The following is a 20,165-nucleotide window of genomic DNA, read 5'->3' on the forward strand; positions in this document are numbered from 1 at the left end:
TGTCAGGTGATAACTAGATCTGTACACATATCATGCTGGTCACCAGAGTAGTGATACTCAGTTGTGGAAAAAATTATTTGAATATTATTTTTTTTAGAGAGGGCTTTTAATGATTTTATATATCCGTCTAAATCTTTGTTTTCTATGTCATGTTGCTTTGGCGTGTCGAGTATCATAAAGCGCAGGCTTTTTTTACTTGCTTCGGAAATTAACTCTACTAAAGCAGCATGATATGCAAGCACACTTCTTATACGTGTGCTTCCTTTTAGTTGCGTGATGGTTTCGACCCCTAAAACAGGAACAAACTCATCCGTGTATGTTATGTCTTTGCTGATGTTTGTTGTGTGTATTGAGTCAAGCCAATAAACAAAAAGATCTTTTAACTTTAGTCTTATTTTAATTATTTCAGGTAGTTTATTTTTAGTTTCAGATAGTCCTCTGTATTCATCATACACCCTATTTCTCACAGTGACCTTATCAAAGAGAATACTTTCAATACGTTCAATGTTTTCAAGTTCACTGAGTTGGGCTTGAAGTTCAAACACTTGATTTTTAATTCTAGATATAGCATCTACTAAAGTTGCTAATTCAGGTTTGTTTATTGATTCATTTCTCTCTTCGACAATGGTTTTTATTGACCACTCAAGATTTTCCTTGGATGTTATCAACATGTCTAGAGTCGATAACTCTGTGATTCTATTTCTTTCTAGATCTTTTAGTTGATCTTTTAAATAGAGAAGGTTTTTACTATATGCATTTGAACTTTGAGAAAAAAGTTGGCAGTTTGACGATCCACATATCTCATCAAACGAAATAAATATTCTTCTGGCGCCTTCATTTAGACTTAATGTTTCTATCTCTGTGTTTATGTCAGAGATGATTTTTTGTAATCCATTACCTCTCTGGGTTATGACTTCTATTTGCTCATCCAAAAACATTATCTCTTTTTTATGTCTAAATAGCTGTTCCGAATAGTAGATCACCGGAGGAAGGGAACTCAGTCCAGTTTGTGCGATCTGATTAGTCGCTAAACAAAACAAGCCACACCCAAAGGACTGAGTTGATGCCTATCCTACCACCTCTGCCACGACCACAACGGCGCCGCATTCACAAAATCATCCATGCCACCCGTGATAAAGGACATGCTCGTCGCTTGATGGCCATCTTGCTGTTACATGAAGGACGCACGATCACCGATGTTCATCACCTTACCGGCGCTGCGCGCTCGACCATCGGTCGTTGGCTTCGGTGGTATCGAGATGAAGGCATAGATGCGCTAGAAGCCTTACCGGCTGGCCGTGCCCCAGTCTTACCTATCGCCAAGATTGTCACCTTACTGGTGCTGCTCATGCAGTTTTCTCCGCAAGATTTTGGTTATCAGCGCAGCCGTTGGTGTACTGAACTATTGGCTATAAAAATCAATCGGTTAACAGGGCTAAATGTGGCAGCCTCCACGCTCCGCCGATGGTTACCTCGTATGGGCATTGTCTGGCGCAGGCCCGTGCCGACCTTGCGGATAAAAGACCCAGCCTATCAGGAAAAAATGGCGAATATCGACGCCGCGCTGGCCCGCTGTGATGCCGATAATCCGGTGTTTTATGAGGATGAAGTCGATATAGACCTCAATCCCAAATTAGGAGCCGACTGGATGTTCAGAGCGCAGCAAAAGCGGGTTGTCACACCGGGGCAGAATGCCAAGCATTATCTGGCAGGCGTTCTCCACGCAGGCAACGGAAGGGTACTTTACGTCAGCGGGATCAAGAAAAACTCATCGCTGTTTATTGCCATGCTGGAAAAGCTGCGCCACCACTACCGACGAGCCAAAACCATCACGTTGATCCTCGATAACTACATCATTCACAAAAGCAAACAGACCGAGCGATGGTTGAAGAAGAATCCCAAGTTCTGCCTGGTGTTCCAGCCAGTTTACAGCCCTTGGGTTAATCACATAGAACGGCTATGGCACAAGTTACATGAAACCATCACGCGCAATCATCAATGCAGAGGGATGGCAAACCTGCTGGCCCGAGTGAAACACTTCATGGATACCGTGTCTCCTTTCCCGGGGAATGGCTATGGCACAGCGAAGGTGTAGCACTATTGGGATCAGTTATTTAGATATAACTTTATCATAGATATTTATGGAGTCATCATAGCTATTACCAACGTTTTTTAATTGTTCCAGTTCACTTTCAAACCCTTGAATTTCTCTTCTTAAATCCTCTGGTTGTTTAGTTATATAAATTGTTTTTGTTTTTTCGATAGTTAATTTTCTGGATATATCTTGGTGTTCTCTATCTAATCTATCTAACTTGTCCTTTAGAGCTCTTCTTGCTTTTTTTTCATCCACGGAATTTTTAGGTGGAAGGCGGAATGCCAATCTTATCATTTCAGAAAACTGATCTTTGATAAAGTTACTTGGTGGGGAATATAATTTTCCGTATCCTTCGTCTTGATCTAAATAAAAGATGGGCAAAAGAGATGAGAAATATGGTGGAGTTGCTTTACTTTGCACGGTTACAAGCTGTTTTAAACTAAAGCCAAGCAATTCAAAGATAAATGCTGAATGTGATGCTTCATCATAAAATGTCTGCGTTACACCATTCGGCTCAATAACATGGATATGTATTTCTTCTTTACTATAAAATCTCTTAAATTGATATATCTTATCTTCAATTTCCACATGCAAAATGGCATGGTTGCATCGGTCATATATATCATTTCTAAAAACATTTGGATAACCTAAGCAGTACGAAATAGATTGAACTATTGGTGTCTTACCACTGCCATTCGGACCATATATTTGAGTTATGTGCTCTCCGAAAAATAACTCTTCAGATATCCAGCCATCTTTTCCCTTAGGGAAAATCTGTATTTTTATGAGCTTCATTCTAACTCCGAGTCTAATTGGCGTGAAACACAAATGTTCCGGTATGAACGGGATATTAAGCTGAGGTTATATTCAAGATTTTCATCCCAAGCATTAGCTCTATCAATAACTTTCTTGCCCAGCTCTGTTATATGCAACCGATCTTTTCTATTATTGATAGTAATCAAACCGGCGTTTTCTAAAAAGCTCATTGATTTTACAGTTCGAATTCTTAGATTGGCTGACCAACCAATATGTTGGGTTGATCCTTTAAATCCTAAAAAGCTACTTTCAATACATTCACCAACTAATTGTCCAACCTCGGCTACCTTCGGCTTTCTCTTATCTTTAGCTAGCACTAATATTATTATGCTTATAAGTGGGAGTTGAAATAATGCTTCGTTGTCAAGGAGGTTGTACTGTTCTGATTTTTCTTGGGAGGATAGTGGCAGTGTTATGACATTATTTTGGAGGCGATGGAAAAAACTCTCAAAGTTCATATGCCACCTTTTATTATTTCAGAGAAAACAGCTCCCAGCAACATTTCTTCCGTAAGCCCGTACAATCTGACTTCACTTTTTAAGTGAGCATGAAATTTTTTTAATGGTGCATGAAGGCGTGATACGGTTAGTGAATTGTTATTTTTTGCGGAAACAGCATTAATTATATCTCTTACAGAACTGATAATATATCTCAGTTCAAGTTCGGATATGTTATGTCGAATGTTTCGATACCATATATCCCACTCAGTCTTGCATTTTGAGCAGAAGGTTACATCATCTAAACTAGCTCCAGATGATAATAAGGTTCTTTGTATTATTGATAATGATTTTATTGCTTGGGGATCTTCGCCTCTGAGAATTTGCTCATAGGCATCTTTAGATAGGCTGAGTAATGGTAGAAGGTCATTTATAGATACTGAAGCGGGAATTCAGATAATAAGTGCGACACTCATGGATGAATGGCGAGAGGTGGCCAACTGCTGATTGGTGGTACCCTTCTGCTCGCCAAAGTAAAAGCAGTATCACCATGAGCTATCAGCAGTTGACCGAGGGGCAACGATACCAGTTATCGGTGCTTCGCGCACAGGGGATGTCCATCCTTGCCACCGCACGCGCCATTGGCGTTCATCGCTCCACCCTCTACCGGGAGCTGCGTCGTAACGCCGGGCCGCAGGGCTACCAGCCAGACAATGCGCATCAGCACGCCACCCACCGACGGGCCAGTGCGGCCAAATCTCGGCTATCTGCCGATGTCATCCAGTTTGTCGAGCTGACACTCGCCTGGTGGTGGAGCCCGGAGCAGATAAGCGCGGTGGGCAAGCAGATAGGCCTCATGGTGAGTCACGAGTGGATATACCGCCATGTGGCCGCCGACAAAGCCCGGGGTGGCCAGTTGTACCGCCATCTGCGCCAGGGCCACAAGCGCTACCGCAAGGGGGCGAGCAGCCTGCGTTCTCCCATCAAGGAAGCCCGCTCTATTGATGAACGGCCGGCTATCGTCGATAGCCGGGAGCGGCTCGGTGATTGGGAGGCGGACACGGTGCTGGGCAAGCAAGGCACAGGTGCACTGGTCACCCTGGTGGAGCGCAAGAGCCGGCTCTATCTGGTCAAGCGGGTCGCGAGCAAACAGGCTGGGGTGGTGCGGGATGCGATAATCGAGATGTTAACGCCCTACATCGAGCAGGTGCATACCATCACCTTTGACAACGGCGGCGAGTTTGCCGAACACAAGGCGATAGAGGAAGCGCTGGGTGCCGAGACTTACTTTGCGCACCCTTACTCTTCGTGGGAGCGCGGTCTGAACGAGAACAGCAATGGGCTGTTGAGGCAGTTTATCCCAAAGGGAACAGACCTGAGAGAGGTCACGGACGAGGATGTCAGGAGAGCGGAGCAGTGGCTCAACCTACGACCTCGGAAATGTCTCGGATTCAGGCAGCCTGTCAAGGTATTCGAAGAGTACCGTCAGGCGGCATAGGCGAGTGTCGCACTTCGAAGTTGAATTCGCGAATTACTCCAGAGGATTTTGTGGATATTAACTCAAGTAATTTTATTATTATGTCTGTAGATTCAGTGTGAGTTAAATCTATCTCACTGTATTCATATATTTTCGCTCTTGCAAGTGGTCCAAAAAATGAGGCATCATCTTTTAGATGGTAAACGTCATTTTCAAATTTCAACTTTGATAGTCGAGCCTTTATATCTTCGTTAGACAGAGGGAGTTTTAATTCATCCTTATAAATGTCATTGAATTTTTCAAGAAGAGTTTTACTAAATTTACCGGTGAATTTTCCATCTTCAATATCAGAAAGTAGATTGTCAATATCATCCTCATTGTTTATATTTGTTTGAAATATTACAGAATTACAGTTCTGATTGAAAGTGATAGTGTGAATCAACATTTTACCTACAAAGCTTTTCTTTATTTCATCAGCGGATATGACACCTCTTTTTTTCATCCCAAAAACTTCTAATAAAGTCCAGTTTTGGTTTTTCTTTGCTCTGGTTTTTACTTGGTAGAAAATGTATTTAACGTTGTTGCCATCTTTTTTCCTGACCACGATATCATCGTGAAGATCACAATAGATGCGATCGAAATCTCCACCGGATAAAACTTGTAATGCTGCGATGGCTGCTGAACGTACTTGTGCTCGATACCTAGAAAAAGAGTCTCTTCCTGATTGCTCTCTGGGGGGAATACTTTCTAGTAACATATTAAAGTTCCATAAAAATGAATCTCGTTTATTTGTGGGCTTTGCACATCATTAGTTCTTACTTCAGATGGACAATAACAAAATCATGGAGTGTTCATCTACGAATTCAGCCAGACAATGTGCAATATGAAAAAACTGATGCGGCCGAGCCGATTTTTATCATGCAGCACTGGAGATAATTAGACTGAGTATCTGAAAATACGCTACCGCCCCTGGATTACAGCTTCCAATGCGCTCCATTAACCAGCGGGCGGGGCCCGAATGGTGCAGTAGGCGCCGAATGGTCAGCATATCCTCAAGCCTCATACGCAAACCAGTCAAAAGTTGACGCAACTGAAGGGAATGACTGGATTTTTGCGCCAGCTCAACAATTGAGCGAAGGTGCCGGGTGGCCGGAGCGGGGGCAAGGAGGGGGTTGTCGGCAAGGAAGGGGCATTTTGTTGTCACGGGGGAGGGGGACTATAGTGCAGCGTGGCAAGGGTGCCTCGTTTGGCCCGCGTGAGTGGGGGCCAACCACAAAGGATAGAACGATGGGAGTGTGACATATGAAGCGGATCCTGATGGTGTTGAGTCTGTGCGTGACGGTCATGGGCATGGGAATGGGGGTAGCCCAGAGCGCGACCTCTGGCGCGCAGCAAGAGTGCGAGGCCCAGGCGGCGGTGAAGAAGCTGGCGGGCGCCGCCAAGACCAGCTTTGTGGGCAAGTGCGTCAAGGATGCCTCCGCCAGTGCCAAGGCGAGCCAGTGCGAGAAAGCGGCCGCCGACAAGAAGCTGGCCGGCGCGGCCAAGAACAGCTTCGTGCAAAAGTGCGTGAAGACGGACGGGGCCGCCGACAAGGCGACCCAGTGCGAGAAGGCGGCAGCGGACAAGAAGCTCGCCGGGGCGGCCAAGAACAGCTTTATCCAGAAGTGCGTGAAAACCACCTGAGCCGGTTGAGGCTCTGAAATCAACGCTGGTTGAGGCAGTGACGAGAAAGGGGCCTGGGGCCCCTTTCTCTGTTGTGATGGGTGGTGGGGGCCGCCCTCGCCGCCAGTGTGCCCGGCCATAAGCTCTGGGCGGGGAGCTGACTTGATCCCTGCCTGGTCATCACTCTCCCTGGGTTGGCTGGGTATGTTCGGGGGCGCTGCTCAGCAGATCCTGCCCCTCGTCCTGGCTCAGCACCAGATAGCGCTCGTACTGGCGTAAGACGTCGGCACTCAGCTCGTCCCGGGTCAGGTACTGGATGTCGTAACCGGCACGTCCATCGGCAAAATAGGTGATGGGCTCGAAGATGCGGGCCTCGGGATCGTGGTTGTGGGCCGCCTCCAGGGGGTTGAAGGCGGGGGCGGGGCGGGCCTCGATGCGCACCCCGTAGCAGAAGTCCCGGCGACCCTGCTGGGGCACCAGCAGATGGCACTGATCCGGCCCATCCTCTTCGACCCGGCTGGTGATGCCCCGGGCAGCGAACTCCTGACTCAGGGCCGTCAGGGCGGGCAGGGCGACCTTGTCCACAAAGGCGCGGGCCTCCTGCTCGGTGGAGGGGCGCAGCAGGTGATCCATCCGGGTGCGCCACTGCTTGCCGTTCCAGAAGTCAGTGGCGGGGGAGAGGCGCCTGGCCGAGTGCTCCTTGTCCGCGACAAGGCCGCGGCAGAGTCCGAGGCAGAGCAGCACCATGATGAAGGCAAACGGCAGGGCGGCGATGAGGGTCATGGACTGGAGTGCCGCCAGCCCCCCTGTGCTCATCAGGGTACCCGCGGTGACCCCGAGCAGCAGAGCCCAGAACAGGCGCTGCCAGATCGGTGAGCCCTCTTTGCCCTGGGTGGCGATGTTGTCGATGACGAAGGCTCCCGAGTCGGCGGAGGTGACGAAGAAGACGCTGATGAGGATCACCGCGAGGGCCGAGGTGATGTCCGCTCCCGGCAAGAGGTCAAAGAAGTTGAACAGCAGGGTGTCGATGTTGCCGACCGAGTCGATGAGGCTTGTGCCCCCCTCATGCTGGCTGGCCCAGATGGCGGCATTGCCGAACACCGTCATCCAGAGCAGGTTGAAGGCGGTGGGCACGAACAGGACGCCGAGGATGAATTCGCGCAGGGTGCGTCCGCGGGAGATGCGGGCGATGAAGAGGCCGACGAAGGGGGACCAGGAGATCCACCAGGCCCAGTAGAGCAGGGTCCAGTTGCCGAACCAGCCCGCCTGGCGGGTCTCGCTGTAGGTGAAGGTGCGGAAGGTGAGCTGGCTTAAAGAGGAGACATAGTTGCCAATGTTCTCCGAGAGGGCTCCCAGCAGGTACTGGGTGGGGCCGGCCACCAGCACGAACAGCAGGAGCACGATGGCGAGAAAGAGGTTGAGCTCGGAGAGGCGCTTCACCCCCTTGTCGAGACCGGTGACCGCCGAGATGCCGGCGAGGGTGATGACGACCCCGATGAGGCCGAAGCGAAACAGCTCCCCCGAGGTGTCCATGCCGGTGAGGCGGGTGATCCCCGCCGAGAGTTGCATCACGCCATAGCCCAGGGTGGTGGCGATGCCGAAGATGGTGCCCACCAGGGCGAAGACGTCCACCGCGTGGCCGAGCGGCCCGTGGATCTTCTCCTTGAAGATGGGATAGAGGCCGGAGCGGATGGTCAGGGGCAGGTTGTAGCGAAAGCCGAAGTAGGCCAGCACCAGGCCGACGATGGCGTAGATGGCCCAGGCGTGAAAGCCCCAGTGGAAGAAGGTGGTGACCATGGCCTCGCGGGCGGCCACCTGGGTCAGGGGCGTCGCCTGGGGCGGGGAGACGAAGTGGCTCATGGGCTCGCCCACCCCGAAATACATGAGCCCTATCCCCATGCCGGCGGCGAACAGCATGGCGAGCCAGGAGGTGAAGCTGAACTCCGGGCGGGCATCGTCCGGCCCGAGGCGAATGTTGCCAAAGTGGCTGAAGGCGATCACCAGCAGCAGGATCAGGAACATGCCGACCACCAGCACATAGAACCAGCTGAAGTGCTGGGCTATCCAGCTCTGGCCGCTGCCGAAGAAGCGGGCGGCGGCCTCCGGGGCTAGGGAGCAGATGGCCAGCAGCGCCAGGATGAAGAGCAGACCCGGGATGAAGATGGGCAGCGACAGGGTGCATCTGGGAGGGCGAGGAGCGTTCATGGGACACCTTTGGGTGGAAGGACTCAAGACACTATAGGCCCCTCGGGTGCAAAGCAGACAAGGGGTGGACGGCGAGTGACGGGGTCAACGGCCATGAGCACCGTGGGGGAGGCACTCGTCGTCCTGTTTTTTTTATCGTAACTTATTCCATTAAATCAGATGGTTACCGATTTCTTGTTTGTTAATAGCGAGTTGATGCCGTTTTTTGGGAAATCTTTTCCCCCCTCGTCCGGTTCTATTGAACGTAGCCGGATGAGATGCGCCGGAGACATCACTCTCGACAACAAGGAATAGAGACATGAATGTGAAAAAAAGTACTGCCATCGCCTCTGCCATGACGGGTCTGCTGGCCCTGGGTGCCCAGTTCATCGCCGCGCCGGCCATGGCTGCGGATGACAAGGAGAAGTGCTACGGCGTGGTCAAGGCGGGCAAGAACGACTGCGCCACCAAGGGCGGATCCTGCGCCGGCACCGCCAAGATGGATGCCCAGGGGGATGCCTTCGTGGTGGTGCCCAAGGGGCTGTGCGAGAAGCTCGCTGGCGGGTCCCTGCAACCCAAGTAAGCCGCATGCCATGGTGTGGCGCCCGCCACATCATGGCCCTATCTATTGAGAGCCCAGCCATGAACCCCTTGATCGGTATCGGTTTACGCCCCCCGCACTACAACGAGATCCGCCACACCCTGCCCGGAGTGGGCTGGCTTGAGGTACACAGCGAAAACTACTTCGAGCGCCACAGCCAGGGCTTCGAGGTGCTGGCGGAGCTTGCGAGGCACTACCCCGTGAGCCTTCACGGAGTCGGCATGTCGCTGGGCTCCGCCGATCCTCTCGATGCCGGGCACCTGCGCCAGCTGGCGGCCCTGGTGGCGGCCATCTCGCCGGTGCGGGTGTCGGAGCACCTGAGCTGGGGCAGCATCGGCGGGCGCTATTTCAACGATCTGCTGCCCATGCCCTACACCCGGGCCGCTCTTTTGCACATGAGCGACAAGATAGATCGGGTGCAGCAGACACTGGGCAGACAACTGCTCATCGAGAATCCCTCCTCCTACCTGCAACTGGCGGGGGAGATGGGGGAGGCCGAGTTTCTGGCCGAGCTGGCTGGGCGCAGCGGCTGCGGCGTCCTGCTCGATCTCAACAACCTCCATGTGAGCGCGGTCAATCACGGCCTGGAGGTGGACGACTATCTGGCGACTATCGACCTCGACACGGTCGGCGAAATTCACCTGGCCGGTTTTACCGAGAAGCACCTGCCTCAGGGGCCCCTCTATATCGATACCCACAGCACCCCCGTGGCCGAGCCCGTCTGGGCGCTCTACGAGCAGGTTTGCCAGCAGCGCGCCATCCCCACCCTGATTGAATGGGATCTGGCGATCCCCCCGCTGCCGGTGCTGCTGGGAGAGGCGCAGCGTGCCAGCGAGATCCTGAGCGCAGCACAGCAACCATCCAGGGAGGCCGCCCATGTCTGAGCTAGTTTTCCCGCAAGGTACTTTTGTGAGCGGTCTGCTCGGGGAGGCCGCCCATGTGTGAGCTTGGTTCCCTGCAACGCGCTTTTGCGAGCGGTCTGCTCGGCCAGGATGATGCCATCCTCGGGCACATCCAGCCGGGGCGCTTTGCCCCCGACGCCCTGTTGCAGATCTATCGCAACAACTTCATCCTCGGCCTCACTGAGGTGCTCGCCAGCAGCTACCCCGCGGTACGCGCCATGGTTGGCGAGACTTTCTTTGAGGCGGCGGCACGAGGGTTCGTGCTGGCGGCACCTCTGGAGGAGGGGAGCGTCATGGACTACGGGGAGGGCTTTGGCGACTGGCTGGCACGCTTGCCCACCACGGCCGCGTTGCCCTGGCTCGGGGATCTGGCCCGCTTCGAGTGGGGGCTGGAGCGGGTCTCGCTGCTTGCACCAGAGACGCGGCGCTGGCCCGCCGAGCGGCTTGCCGCCATGACCCCTGAGCACTGGGAGCGGCTGGTGCTGCATCCTGCCTGCGATCTGCAACTCCTGGAGAGCCCCCATCCGGTGCTGGCGCTCTGGCAGATGGCCCTGCACGGCGGTGAGACGGTCAGGGAACTGGATGCTGTCTGCTCCCTGGCACTCAAGAAACGCCCCGGACACCGGGTCGACCCCATTCCCCTGGATGCCGCCGCCTGGCGTCTGCTGCAAGGCTGCCTGCAGGGCAGGCCGTTGGCCAGCCTGCTGGCTCAGGATCCCGCCATGGCCGAACACTTGGCCCCCCTCATCACCCTCGACCTGCTGGTCGATCTGGAGCTTGCCCCATGACAACGCAAACCCTTGCCAGGCCCCTTGGCCCCCTTGTTGAACGCATCTTGCCCTGGTGCAGCGGTGGCCTGTTGCTGCTTGCCAGGCTCTGGGTCGCCACCATTTTTCTGCGATCCGGCTGGCTCAAGTTCACGGCCTGGGACAGCACCCTCTATCTGTTCGAGTTTGAATATCAGGTGCCCCTGCTGCCCTGGCAGTGGGCGGCCTATGCGGGCACGGCGACCGAGCTGTTGCTGCCCCTCTTCCTGCTGGCGGGCCTCTTCACCCGTCCGGTCGCCTTGCTGCTGTTTGGCTTCAACGTCATGGCGGTCATCTCCTACCCGGCCCTCTGGGCGGGGGGCTTTCACGATCACCAGTTGTGGGGCTGGATGCTGCTGACCCTGGCTGTGTGGGGGGCGGGCCCCCTGGGGCTCGACAGCTGGCGCCTTGCCCGTCGCTCGCCTCCGGCGTAAGGTGGCCGCACACGAGCCCTGCCTGACTGAGGGGGGGGGGAAAGGAATGCAAAGGAGAAGAGATGAAGGTTCGCGAGGCCCTGGCAGCCGATATTCCCGCCCTGACGACACTGCGCATGGCGCTCTTTTGTGAGGTGGGGGAACTTGCCCGGCCCGATGAGGATCCGGTCCTCAGGGAGGCGACGCAGGCCTACTTCATTCAGGCGCAGGAAGAGGGCAGCGCCCGTAGCTGGGTGGTGGAAGAGGAGGGCGAGGTGGTGGCGTGCGCCACCCTGGCACTCTTCGTGCGCCCGCCCTACCCGGGCAATCTGGCGGGGCGGGAAGGGTACCTGCTCAACATCTACACCCGGCCGGCCTGGCGCAGACGGGGAATGGCGAACGCCCTGCTGGTGGCCATGGTGGCGTATGCCCGCGAGCAGCAACTGGGCAAGCTGTGGCTCCATGCCAGCAGTGATGGGCGCGCTATCTACGAACGGTTCGGCTTTGCTGGCAATCCTGCCTGTCTCGAGTGCGTACCTGCCCGTTAGCCTCCTCTTTTTCTGCACCGGGCTGATCCTCTTTCACAAGGGCTGCGTACTGGGAGCCCTTGGCGGCATCGCCGCTTTTCTATACACTGCGCGCCCCATTCGTTTCAGTCGTCCGACCACTTATGTCGGCGCTGGCGGTGCCGATACCCTCTGTGGGTGAGGCGGTGGTGCCCATGGGGATGGTCAACGAGGAAGAAGTGTCATGTTCAATCAGAAGCTCAAAGCGCAGTTGCAGGCATGCCAGACCCGGCTCGACGAGGAGCAGGGCATCATAGAGGCGATCAAGGCGGGTGCCGCCACCGTCATCTTCAGCCCGGAGGGGATCATCCAGGAGGCGAGCACCCCTTTCCTGGCCCTGATGGGATATGGTGCCGCCGAACTGATTGGGCAGCCCCACAGCCAGCTCTGTCCAAGGGCCTGGGGGGAGTCCGGTGACTATCGCCAGTTCTGGCGCCGCCTGGCCCAGGGGGAGGTGCAGTCAGGCACCTTCGAGCGCGTGAACCGGCAGGGGGAGACGCGTTGGCTGGAGGCGACCTATTTCCCGGTGAAGCACCAGGGCCGGGTGACCCGGGTATTCAAGATTGCCAGCGACGTCACCGAACAGCACCAGCGGCTGGAGCGACTCGAGGCGCTGACCGAGGCGCTGGACCGCTCCCGGGCCATGATCGAGTTCACCCCGAACGGCGACATCCTCCATGCCAATGCCAACTTCCTGAGCGTCATGGGTTACACCCTGGGGGAGATCGCGGGCAGGCACCACAGGATCTTCTGTGACGAAACCTTCCTGCGCGAGCAGCCCCGTTTCTGGGAGGAGCTGGCCCGGGGCCAGTTCAAATCCGGCCTCTTCATGCGCCACAACAGCCGGGGGCAGGCCGTCTGGCTGGAGGCGACCTACAACCCCATCCGGGATGGCAGCGGCAAGGTGGTGCGGGTGGTGAAGTTCGCCAGCGACATCACCGCGCGCATCGAGCAGAACCACGCCACCCGGGAGGCCGCCCGCCTGGCCCACAGCACCGCCCAGGAGACCCTGCACAGCGCAGAGGAGGGGGCGGGCTTGCTGCGCGCCGTGGTGCAGACCTCTTCCCTCATCGCCTCCCAGGTGGATGAGGCCATCGCCCTCATCGGCCAGCTCAACGAGCAGTCCAGAAGCATCGAGGCCATCGTCTCGACCATCAGCGCCATCGCCGATCAGACCAATCTGCTGGCCCTGAACGCCGCCATCGAGGCGGCGCGGGCGGGGGAGCAGGGGCGCGGGTTTGCGGTGGTGGCGGACGAGGTGCGCCAGCTGGCCGCCCGCACGTCGCTCTCTACCGACGAGATCGCAAGGGTGGTGCAGAAGAACCGCGAGCTGACCGCCAGGGTGACCGACGACATGGCCGGGGTGGCGGGCAGCGCCGAACTCGGCAAGCAGCAGATCGCCGGGGTGGATAAGCTGATGAGCGAGATCCACCAGGAGGCGGACAGGGTCTCCCAGACGGTGTCGGCCCTCTCCATCTGAGGGGCTGACCGCAAGATTGCCAACAGAGTGAGCGATCGGACGGCCAGGCTGAACCCTGGCTGTATGACGCCCCCCTTCGTCATTGTGCCGCCCGGCCCCCTTGTTTAGGCTGCCGCCTCCTTTTTATTGAGCAGGTAGACAACAATGGCAGTACGACAGAGAGGCAGGGCACTGGCCCTGCTGCTGGGAATGGGGGCGAGCCTGGGGCTCGGCGGTTGCATGGGGCAGATGGGCCTCTCCTCCATGGTGACCAAGGGCAACCTCAGCGTGGTGGACAACCGCTACGGCCGTGCCGGCGTCTTCGTGCTGCTCTCCCCCGTCTATGGCCTGGCGGCCACGGCGGATCTCTTCGTGTTCAACACCATCGAATTCTGGTCCGGCAAGAACCCCATCACCGGCAAGTCGCCCGCCCTGGTGGATCAGAAGAGCGATGCGATCATCAAGGTGAACCAGCACCTGGATCCTGCCCTCAACCAAGTGCCGCTGGCCCTGCTGCCCCAAGGGGTGCGCGAGGTACAGGTGAGCTACCCGGACGAGCGCACCGCCCAGATGGAGATCCACTACATCGACGGTCAGCGCAGCCTGATGCGGGGAGAGATGCGCGGGGAGCGACTGGATCTCTACCTGGATGACAGACTGGTCTCGACCCTGAGCCGCGAGCAGCGCGATGCGGCGGCAAGTCGGGGAGCGGGGCAGGTATAATTTGTCGCGCCCCTGATCCTTTACTCCCGACAAATGCTATACATGCCTGCGGGCAAGTACGCCCCGATGTAGAGGGAGTGGGCTATGACGGTAAACGGGTTGCGTTTGGCAGAGCTGATTGGTTCTCTCAGTCATGCCCTGGACATGACGGAAGGGCAGCCGAGAGGCCACTGCATCCGCTGCTGCTGGATAGGCTCTCGTCTGGGGGAGCAACTGGGACTGGATGCCCGGCAGCGCCACGACCTCTATTACACCCTGTTGCTCAAGGATCTGGGGTGCAGCAGCAATGCCGCCCGCATCTGCGAGCTCTATCTCACCGACGATCTTCACTTCAAGCGCGACTTCAAGCTGGTGGATGGCTCCCTCTCCGAGGTGGTCAACTTCGTACTGGGCCACACCGGCTTGCAGGCGGATCTGCTGGGCCGTTTTCGCAGCCTGTTCCACATCTTTCGCAACGGGGATCAGATAGCCAACGAGCTGATCCTGACCCGCTGCCACCGGGGGGCGGACATCGCCCGCCAGTTGCGTTTCAGCGACGAGGTGGCCCAGGGGATCCTCTCCCTGGATGAGCACTGGAGCGGCAAAGGGCGGCCGCAACAACTGGCGGGGGAGGCCATCCCGCTCTTCTCCCGCATCGCCCTGCTCTGTCAGGTGGTGGACGTGTTTCACGCCGCCGCCGGACCGGACGCGGCGATGAGGGAGCTGCGCGAGCGCAGCGGCAACTGGTTTGATCCCGCCCTGGTCAGGGCCTTCGAGGCGCTGGCAGACGAGGCCTTCTGGCAAGGGCTGGCGGATCCCGCGTTGGCGGAGCGGGTCTTCGCCCACCCGGCGGGGCAGGGGGAGGTGGCGCTGGATGAGGATTATCTGGACGAGATAGCGGCGGCCTTCGGCCAGGTGGTGGACTCCAAGAGCCCCTATACCGCGGGGCACAGCGGCAGGGTGGCGCTCTATACCGACATCCTCGCCGCCCAGATGGGGATGTCCGAGGCGCGGCGGCGCTGGCTCAAGCGGGGTGCCCTGCTTCACGACGTGGGCAAGCTCGGGGTGAGCAACGCCATCCTCGACAAGCCGGGCAAGCTTGACGAGCAGGAGTGGGCGGCGGTGCAGATGCATGCCGCCTACACCGAGGAGATCCTGGGCCGCATCGGCGCCTTCGAGGAGCTGGCCCTGGTGGCTGGTGCCCACCATGAGCGACTCGACGGCAAGGGCTACCCCAAGGGGCTCAAGGGGGAGGCGATCACCCTGGAGACGCGCATCATCACCACCGCCGACATCTTCGATGCCATCACCGCCAAGCGTCCCTATCGGGATGCCATCCCGGTGCCGCGTGCCCTGGAGATGATGGCGGAAAACCTGGGCACGGCCATCGACCCCGACTGCTTTGCCGCCCTGAAGGCGGGGATAGAGGACTTCTCCCTCTACCTCACTCCGGAGCAGCCCCTGGCTCGTGCAAGCTAAGGCGCGAGCCCGAGACAAGCAAGCCCCGCAACGGCGGGGCTTTTTTGTGGGCGGTTGCAGGCGGCGCGATCAGGGGCGGGCCGAGGGCTTGGCATAGGGTTGCAGCACCAGCCCCAGCAGGCGATGGAGGTGGGTGAGCTGCTCGATGAGATGGAGATTGAGCCAGAGGTAGCCGCCAAGGGTGGGGTCGTGTCCCTGGCCTGGCGCCTGGCTTGCGTCCCCATCGAGCCTGGCGGCGGCGGCTTGCAGGCGGCCGATGGCCTGGTCGGCCGCCGTGGTATCGCCGCTCTTGAGCATGAGGGCGAGTTCGGTGAGCACCGACTCCGTCGCCTGCTGGCAGGCGCGAAGCCCCGGGTGGCTCTGCATCAGGAAGTGGCTCTGGCGATCCCGCCAGTAGGTGTTGGCCAGCATCTCCAGGGTGCAGACGCTGTTGCGAAGGGTGGTCTGGGTCGCCTCGAACAGCGGGCTGCCAAGGCGGGTCTCCTTGACCGCCGGGGCCAGCAGGGGGCGCAGGCTGACTATTTTGGCGAGCAGGCGGGCATGGCTTCGGGTGAGCTTGGGGCGCTCCAGCACGTTGGGGGAGAGGTGGGTGTGGTAGAGCCGCCCGGCCTGCTGCAGGGTGTCGTGCATCTGCAGACGCCAGTGGGTATAGGCCCGCTGGGGGTAGATGCTGCAAAACAGCAGGGCCAGCACCGACCCCAGGATGACGTCGCCGCTGCGCCAGAGCGCGGTCTCGATGTCCCCGGGCACCCCGCCGACGATGACCCCCAGGGTGATGCCGATGAGCAGCCCCACATAGGGGCGCTTGCCGAGCGCCAGGTAGCCGCACAGAAACATGATGACGCAGCACCAGGCCAGCATCAGGGGCAGGGAGTAGAGCTCCAGATAGAGGGCCACCACCCCGCAGGCGGCGCCAAAGACGGTGCCCACCACCCGTTGCAGGGCGCGCGACAGCACGTTGCCCCAGAACGAGATGGGGCCCATCACCACCACCAGGGTGATGAGGGGCCAGGTGCTCTCCGGCAGCTTGAGCTCCCGGGTCAGCAGGAAGGTGAGGGTGAAGGCCAGGGCGATGCGCAGGCCGTGGACCAGGCGGTAGCGGCCATAGATGAGCAGATCGAAGCGGGAGAGCGGGGCATTGAGGCGCAAGGGCGTTCTCTTATCTCGGGTCAGGGTTGTGAGGATAGCAAGGTGGACGGCATTCGCCTTGACCTGCGTCGTTTCTCCGGTTCATAGGGGCGCACCTGTCGGCAGGCGCACCATGACCCGCTCGCCGGGGGGAAGGGCTGCGCTACCCGGCGCCCGTTCGATGCGGCAGTTGGCACTGTCGTGGCCCCCATCCACCGGGCGCACCAGCAGGGTGCCCGCCTCGTCCTGACTGAGCAAGCCGGGCACAAAGCCCTGCTCTGCCGATGGGGGCAGGGCCGCCAGCAGCCGGGCGCAGAGGCGAAGGGGCGGCGGGGCCTGACGGGGTTCGTGCGGGGGCAACCGGGCGCAGATGAAGTCGGCGATGGCCTCCAGATCCTCGAAGGGGAACCGGGGCAGGGTCGTGGCCTGGGGGGCGTCGCTCACGAGGGCGACGATGTCAGGATCATCGGGGAAGAGCAGGGGCCGGCCGATGGCGGCGCGATACAGCTCCACCTTGGGAAAGCGCCTGTGCTTGAACCCCTCGACCAACAGCAGATCCAGGGCGCTCGTATCGAAGCGGGCCAGCAGCGCCTCGAAGGGGGGCTCCCCCTCCGGGGTCTCCCGGATCAGGGCGTGGCGCCGGTCGGAGGCCGCCATCACCTGGGTGGCGCCCGCCTGGCGCAGGCGGTGGCTGTCCTTGCCGGGTTGGTCCATGTCAAAGGCGTGATGGGTGTGCTTGAGCACCCCGAGGCGCAGACCGCGTGCCACCAGGCGCGGGATGAGGCGCTCCAGCAGGGTGGTCTTGCCGGTGCCGCTCCAGGCGACGAAGCCGAGCAGGGGCAGGGGGCTCATGGCGCGCCGCCTTCCCGCAGCCTCGCCTCCCAGGCGGCGAGTTCGGCCGGGCTGTTGAGGTTGACGAAGGCGTCGGGCAGATCGGCAAAGGGCACCACCGTCATCCGGTGGCGGGCAAACCAGGCCCCGGTCTTGCGCTCCCCGTCCGCCAGCGCCTGGCTCAGGGAGGGGCGCAGGGCGCGGCGCAGCAGGGCGACCACGGGCTGGAGGTGCTCCCCGTCGTGGGCCACCACCAGATCGGTGTCCGGGGTGATGGCGGCGCGAAAGCGGGTCATCAGATCAAGGGGCAGGGCGGGGCCGTCACAGGGGACGAACAGCACCCAGTCGTGACGGGCCGCCGTCAGCCCCGCCAGCATGCCGGCCAGCGGCCCCTGGAAGTCGGCCTGCGCGTCCCCGATGACGGGAGCCAGCTTCCGGTAGCGAGCCTGGCTGCGGTTGGCGTTGATCAGCACCTCGTCCACCTGGGGGCGCAGGCGGGTCAGCACGTGCTGGATCAGGGGAGTGCCCGCGAGGGGCACCCAGCCCTTGTCATCGCCCCCCATGCGGGTGGCGCGACCGCCCGCGAGGATGACGCCGCTGACGAGAAAAGCGGGGGAAGAGGAAGGGGTCATGGTGCTCCGTTGCTCGCAAAGGGATGCCCATAGGGGCGTGTCGGGATCTTGCGCCAAGGCGGGCGCGGGAGCAACCTTCGGCTGCCCCGGCAAAGGCGCCTTTGGCCGCAGGGTTTGTCCAAGCTCACAAAACCGGATCGGCAAACGTCATATGATCCCCAGCATTCTGAGTCTTGCTCTCCTGCCTGATGGCAACTTCATGTAAATCAAAGAGAATGACTATGGCTACCGGACAATATCTGCTGTGGAAAGATGCACAGGGTCACGATTTTCGCCCCGTTGCGCTGACGGGCACCAATCTGCTCAACGATCGCAACCTCAACAAGGGCACCGCCTTCACCGAACAGGAACGGGCCGATTTTGAGCTGGGCGGCCTCTTGCCGCCCCAGGTGCAGACCTTCGAAGCCCAGCTGGAGCGGGTCTATGAGGCCTTCCTGAGCGCCTGCAGCGACATCGAGAAGTACCAGAACCTGCGAGCCCTGCAGGATCGCAACGAAACCCTGTTCTACGCCCTCCTGTCCCGCCACGTGGAGGAGATGACCCCCTACATCTACACCCCGACCGTGGGCAAGGCGTGCCAGGAGTTCAGCCACCGATTCCAGAAGCCGCGCGGCCTCTACATCACCCCGAAGAACGTCGAGGACATGGGCTCTCTCGCCCGCCACATGGATGCCAAGGCGGTGCGCATCATCGTTGTGACCGACAGCCAGGGGATCCTCGGCATCGGCGATCAGGGGGTGGGGGGCATGGGCATTCCCATCGGCAAGCTCGCCCTCTATACCCTGGGGGCGGGCATCCACCCCGCCTGCTGCCTGCCCATCGCGCTGGACGTGGGCACCGACAACCAGGCGCTGCTGGATGACCCCATGTACCTGGGTCAGCCCCACAGGCGCATTCGCGGCAAGGAGTACGACGACTTCATCGACAAGTTCGTGGCCGGGGTCAAGCGCCACTTCCCCAACGCCGTGTTGCAGTGGGAGGACTTCAGCAAGTCCAACGCCTTCAACAACCTGGCCCGCTACCAGCAGGCGCTGCCGTCGTTCAACGACGACATCCAGGGCACCGGGGCCGTGGTGCTGGCGGGCATCATAGGGGCCGTCAAATCCAAGGGGGAAACCCTGGGCCAGCAGCACTACCTGGTCTACGGGGCCGGAGCCGGCGGGGTCGGGGTGGCGGATCAGATCTGCGCGGGGATGATCCGCGAGGGGCTTGACCCGCAGGCGGCGCGGGATCGCATCTATATCCTGGATACCCAGGGGCTGGTGTGTGACAACCGCGAGGGGCTGGATGAGTACAAGCGCCGCTACGCCAAGCCGGGCCTCTTGCTGGCCCAGTGGGATCTGCAGGGCAAGGCGGGGCTGACCGAGGTGCTGCGCCACGTGCCCATCACCGTGCTGCTCGGTACCAGCGGCGCCGGTGGCGCCTTCCAGGAGGAGCACATCCAGCTGATGCTGACCCACTGCGAGCGCCCCATGGTGTTCCCCCTCTCCAACCCCACCGCCAACTGCGAGGCCCTGCCGGAAGACATCTTCCGCTGGAGCCAGGGGCGCGCCATCGTCGCCACCGGCAGCCCGTTCAAGGACGTGCATCATGAGGGGCAGGATTATCGCATCGGTCAGGGCAACAACGTCTTCATCTTCCCCGGGGTGGGGCTGGCGGCCATCGTCAGCCAGATCCGCGAGATAAGCCCGGACATCTTCACTACCGCCGCCTTTGCGCTCGCGGAGTGCGTGAGCGAGGCGGATCTCGCCCGGGGCACCGTCTACCCGAGGATCAGCGAGCTGCGCAACATCTCGGTGCACGTGGCGACCGCAGTGCTCAAGGATATCGTGCGCCGCGACCCCTCCCACCCGCTCATCGGTCAGGATCTGCAAGAGCACATCCTGAGCCATATGTGGGAGCCGGTCTACCTGCCCTATCGCCGGGTCTGAGGTGCGACCTGCCCGCACGTGTCGCGGGCATGACGATGCCATAG

General features: G+C 59.0%; 20 protein-coding genes. 12 read left to right on the plus strand and 8 right to left on the minus strand.

Going from position 1 to position 20,165, the window contains the following annotated elements:
• Positions 1-2 precede the first annotated feature (2 nt).
• Entirely contained in the window at positions 3-938 is a 936-nt protein-coding gene (locus H7R73_RS06770; RefSeq protein ID WP_182951569.1) for a hypothetical protein, read from the minus strand.
• A gap of 125 nt (positions 939-1,063) precedes the next feature.
• Here H7R73_RS06770 and H7R73_RS06775 point away from each other — a divergent pair, with 125 nt between their 5' ends.
• The gene (locus H7R73_RS06775) at positions 1,064-2,095 is read left to right on the plus strand and encodes an IS630-like element ISAhy2 family transposase (RefSeq protein WP_001809438.1); all 1,032 of its coding nucleotides are present in this window, start codon (positions 1,064-1,066) and stop codon (positions 2,093-2,095) included.
• 15 nt (positions 2,096-2,110) lie between these two features.
• Here H7R73_RS06775 and H7R73_RS06780 read toward each other — a convergent pair whose 3' ends face one another.
• Both H7R73_RS06780 and H7R73_RS06785 read right to left on the minus strand, forming a co-directional pair.
• Positions 2,111-2,890: an AAA family ATPase gene (locus H7R73_RS06780; protein WP_182951570.1), complete on the minus strand. Its 780-nt coding sequence runs from the start codon at positions 2,888-2,890 to the stop codon at positions 2,111-2,113.
• Positions 2,887-3,369 (minus strand): hypothetical protein, encoded by a 483-nt coding sequence (locus tag H7R73_RS06785; protein ID WP_103260512.1) that lies wholly within the window; start codon positions 3,367-3,369, stop codon positions 2,887-2,889. Before H7R73_RS06785 ends, H7R73_RS06780 begins: the two co-directional genes overlap by 4 nt.
• Before the next feature lie 529 nt (positions 3,370-3,898).
• Here H7R73_RS06785 and H7R73_RS06790 point away from each other — a divergent pair.
• A complete protein-coding gene (locus tag H7R73_RS06790) occupies positions 3,899-4,846 on the plus strand; it encodes an IS30-like element ISAs2 family transposase (RefSeq protein ID WP_019706001.1) in 948 nt (315 codons plus the stop codon).
• Here H7R73_RS06790 and H7R73_RS06795 read toward each other — a convergent pair.
• Entirely contained in the window at positions 4,812-5,582 is a 771-nt protein-coding gene (locus H7R73_RS06795; protein ID WP_182951571.1) for a dsDNA nuclease domain-containing protein, read from the minus strand. The genes H7R73_RS06790 and H7R73_RS06795 overlap by 35 nt on opposite strands.
• 545 nt (positions 5,583-6,127) lie before the next feature.
• Here H7R73_RS06795 and H7R73_RS06800 point away from each other — a divergent pair.
• Positions 6,128-6,508, plus strand: a complete 381-nt coding sequence (locus H7R73_RS06800; RefSeq protein ID WP_041214772.1) for a hypothetical protein — start codon at positions 6,128-6,130, stop codon at positions 6,506-6,508.
• A gap of 159 nt (positions 6,509-6,667) precedes the next feature.
• On the opposite strand, the gene H7R73_RS06805 is transcribed toward H7R73_RS06800, so the two are convergent.
• Entirely contained in the window at positions 6,668-8,692 is a 2,025-nt protein-coding gene (locus H7R73_RS06805) for a BCCT family transporter (protein WP_103260509.1), read from the minus strand.
• 298 nt (positions 8,693-8,990) lie between these two features.
• Between H7R73_RS06805 and H7R73_RS06810 the strand changes: the two genes are divergently transcribed.
• From H7R73_RS06810 to H7R73_RS06845, 8 genes are all read left to right on the plus strand, one after another.
• A complete protein-coding gene (locus tag H7R73_RS06810; protein ID WP_010673595.1) occupies positions 8,991-9,254 on the plus strand; it encodes a BufA1 family periplasmic bufferin-type metallophore in 264 nt (87 codons plus the stop codon).
• Positions 9,255-9,313: 59 nt separating this feature from the next.
• A complete protein-coding gene (bufB, locus tag H7R73_RS06815; RefSeq protein WP_103260508.1) occupies positions 9,314-10,156 on the plus strand; it encodes an MNIO family bufferin maturase in 843 nt (280 codons plus the stop codon).
• Positions 10,157-10,209: 53 nt separating this feature from the next.
• Positions 10,210-10,962 carry an HvfC/BufC N-terminal domain-containing protein gene (locus tag H7R73_RS06820; RefSeq protein ID WP_103260507.1) on the plus strand — a complete coding sequence of 251 codons (753 nt, stop codon included), beginning with the start codon at positions 10,210-10,212 and terminating at the stop codon, positions 10,960-10,962.
• Positions 10,959-11,414, plus strand: a complete 456-nt coding sequence (locus tag H7R73_RS06825) for a DoxX family protein (RefSeq protein WP_039039366.1) — start codon at positions 10,959-10,961, stop codon at positions 11,412-11,414. The genes H7R73_RS06820 and H7R73_RS06825 overlap by 4 nt, the downstream gene beginning before the upstream one ends.
• 62 nt (positions 11,415-11,476) lie before the next feature.
• Positions 11,477-11,941, plus strand: a complete 465-nt coding sequence (locus tag H7R73_RS06830; RefSeq protein ID WP_042864187.1) for a GNAT family N-acetyltransferase — start codon at positions 11,477-11,479, stop codon at positions 11,939-11,941.
• Between the two features lie 202 nt (positions 11,942-12,143).
• Positions 12,144-13,439 carry a methyl-accepting chemotaxis protein gene (locus H7R73_RS06835; RefSeq protein ID WP_103260506.1) on the plus strand — a complete coding sequence of 432 codons (1,296 nt, stop codon included), beginning with the start codon at positions 12,144-12,146 and terminating at the stop codon, positions 13,437-13,439.
• Between the two features lie 144 nt (positions 13,440-13,583).
• The gene (locus tag H7R73_RS06840) at positions 13,584-14,141 is read left to right on the plus strand and encodes a DUF3332 domain-containing protein (RefSeq protein ID WP_103260505.1); all 558 of its coding nucleotides are present in this window, start codon (positions 13,584-13,586) and stop codon (positions 14,139-14,141) included.
• A gap of 84 nt (positions 14,142-14,225) precedes the next feature.
• Positions 14,226-15,599, plus strand: a complete 1,374-nt coding sequence (locus H7R73_RS06845; protein ID WP_041214778.1) for an HD-GYP domain-containing protein — start codon at positions 14,226-14,228, stop codon at positions 15,597-15,599.
• Positions 15,600-15,668: 69 nt separating this feature from the next.
• Here the strand turns inward: H7R73_RS06845 and H7R73_RS06850 are convergent, their stop codons facing one another.
• The 3 genes from H7R73_RS06850 to mobA form a co-directional block, all read right to left on the minus strand.
• Positions 15,669-16,748: an FUSC family protein gene (locus H7R73_RS06850; RefSeq protein ID WP_103260504.1), complete on the minus strand. Its 1,080-nt coding sequence runs from the start codon at positions 16,746-16,748 to the stop codon at positions 15,669-15,671.
• Between the two features lie 81 nt (positions 16,749-16,829).
• Positions 16,830-17,579 (minus strand): molybdopterin-guanine dinucleotide biosynthesis protein B, encoded by a 750-nt coding sequence (mobB, locus tag H7R73_RS24540; RefSeq protein ID WP_103260503.1) that lies wholly within the window; start codon positions 17,577-17,579, stop codon positions 16,830-16,832.
• The gene (gene mobA / locus H7R73_RS06860; protein WP_103260502.1) at positions 17,576-18,190 is read right to left on the minus strand and encodes a molybdenum cofactor guanylyltransferase MobA; all 615 of its coding nucleotides are present in this window, start codon (positions 18,188-18,190) and stop codon (positions 17,576-17,578) included. The genes mobB and mobA overlap by 4 nt, the downstream gene beginning before the upstream one ends.
• A 221-nt stretch (positions 18,191-18,411) precedes the next feature.
• Here mobA and H7R73_RS06865 point away from each other — a divergent pair, with 221 nt between their 5' ends.
• Entirely contained in the window at positions 18,412-20,121 is a 1,710-nt protein-coding gene (locus H7R73_RS06865) for an NAD-dependent malic enzyme (RefSeq protein ID WP_042016259.1), read from the plus strand.
• Positions 20,122-20,165 lie beyond the last annotated feature (44 nt).

Origin of the sequence: Aeromonas sp. WP2-W18-CRE-05 (assembly GCF_014168615.1) — a bacterium.
GTDB lineage: Bacteria > Pseudomonadota > Gammaproteobacteria > Enterobacterales > Aeromonadaceae > Aeromonas > Aeromonas caviae.

Coding starts and splice junctions, on each gene's coding strand:
- H7R73_RS06785 (WP_103260512.1), bottom strand. CDS start 3,369: ATGAACTTTGAGAGTTTTTTCCATCGCCTCCAAAATAATGTCATAACA.
- H7R73_RS06805 (WP_103260509.1), bottom strand. CDS start 8,692: ATGAACGCTCCTCGCCCTCCCAGATGCACCCTGTCGCTGCCCATCTTC.
- H7R73_RS06845 (WP_041214778.1), top strand. CDS start 14,226: ATGACGGTAAACGGGTTGCGTTTGGCAGAGCTGATTGGTTCTCTCAGT.
- H7R73_RS06840 (WP_103260505.1), top strand. CDS start 13,584: ATGGCAGTACGACAGAGAGGCAGGGCACTGGCCCTGCTGCTGGGAATG.
- H7R73_RS06775 (WP_001809438.1), top strand. CDS start 1,064: ATGCCTATCCTACCACCTCTGCCACGACCACAACGGCGCCGCATTCAC.
- mobB (WP_103260503.1), bottom strand. CDS start 17,579: ATGAGCCCCCTGCCCCTGCTCGGCTTCGTCGCCTGGAGCGGCACCGGC.
- H7R73_RS06770 (WP_182951569.1), bottom strand. CDS start 938: ATGTTTTTGGATGAGCAAATAGAAGTCATAACCCAGAGAGGTAATGGA.
- H7R73_RS06800 (WP_041214772.1), top strand. CDS start 6,128: ATGAAGCGGATCCTGATGGTGTTGAGTCTGTGCGTGACGGTCATGGGC.
- H7R73_RS06820 (WP_103260507.1), top strand. CDS start 10,210: ATGTGTGAGCTTGGTTCCCTGCAACGCGCTTTTGCGAGCGGTCTGCTC.
- H7R73_RS06835 (WP_103260506.1), top strand. CDS start 12,144: ATGTTCAATCAGAAGCTCAAAGCGCAGTTGCAGGCATGCCAGACCCGG.
- H7R73_RS06830 (WP_042864187.1), top strand. CDS start 11,477: ATGAAGGTTCGCGAGGCCCTGGCAGCCGATATTCCCGCCCTGACGACA.
- H7R73_RS06790 (WP_019706001.1), top strand. CDS start 3,899: ATGAGCTATCAGCAGTTGACCGAGGGGCAACGATACCAGTTATCGGTG.
- H7R73_RS06810 (WP_010673595.1), top strand. CDS start 8,991: ATGAATGTGAAAAAAAGTACTGCCATCGCCTCTGCCATGACGGGTCTG.
- H7R73_RS06795 (WP_182951571.1), bottom strand. CDS start 5,582: ATGTTACTAGAAAGTATTCCCCCCAGAGAGCAATCAGGAAGAGACTCT.
- H7R73_RS06780 (WP_182951570.1), bottom strand. CDS start 2,890: ATGAAGCTCATAAAAATACAGATTTTCCCTAAGGGAAAAGATGGCTGG.
- H7R73_RS06825 (WP_039039366.1), top strand. CDS start 10,959: ATGACAACGCAAACCCTTGCCAGGCCCCTTGGCCCCCTTGTTGAACGC.
- bufB (WP_103260508.1), top strand. CDS start 9,314: ATGAACCCCTTGATCGGTATCGGTTTACGCCCCCCGCACTACAACGAG.
- mobA (WP_103260502.1), bottom strand. CDS start 18,190: ATGACCCCTTCCTCTTCCCCCGCTTTTCTCGTCAGCGGCGTCATCCTC.
- H7R73_RS06865 (WP_042016259.1), top strand. CDS start 18,412: ATGGCTACCGGACAATATCTGCTGTGGAAAGATGCACAGGGTCACGAT.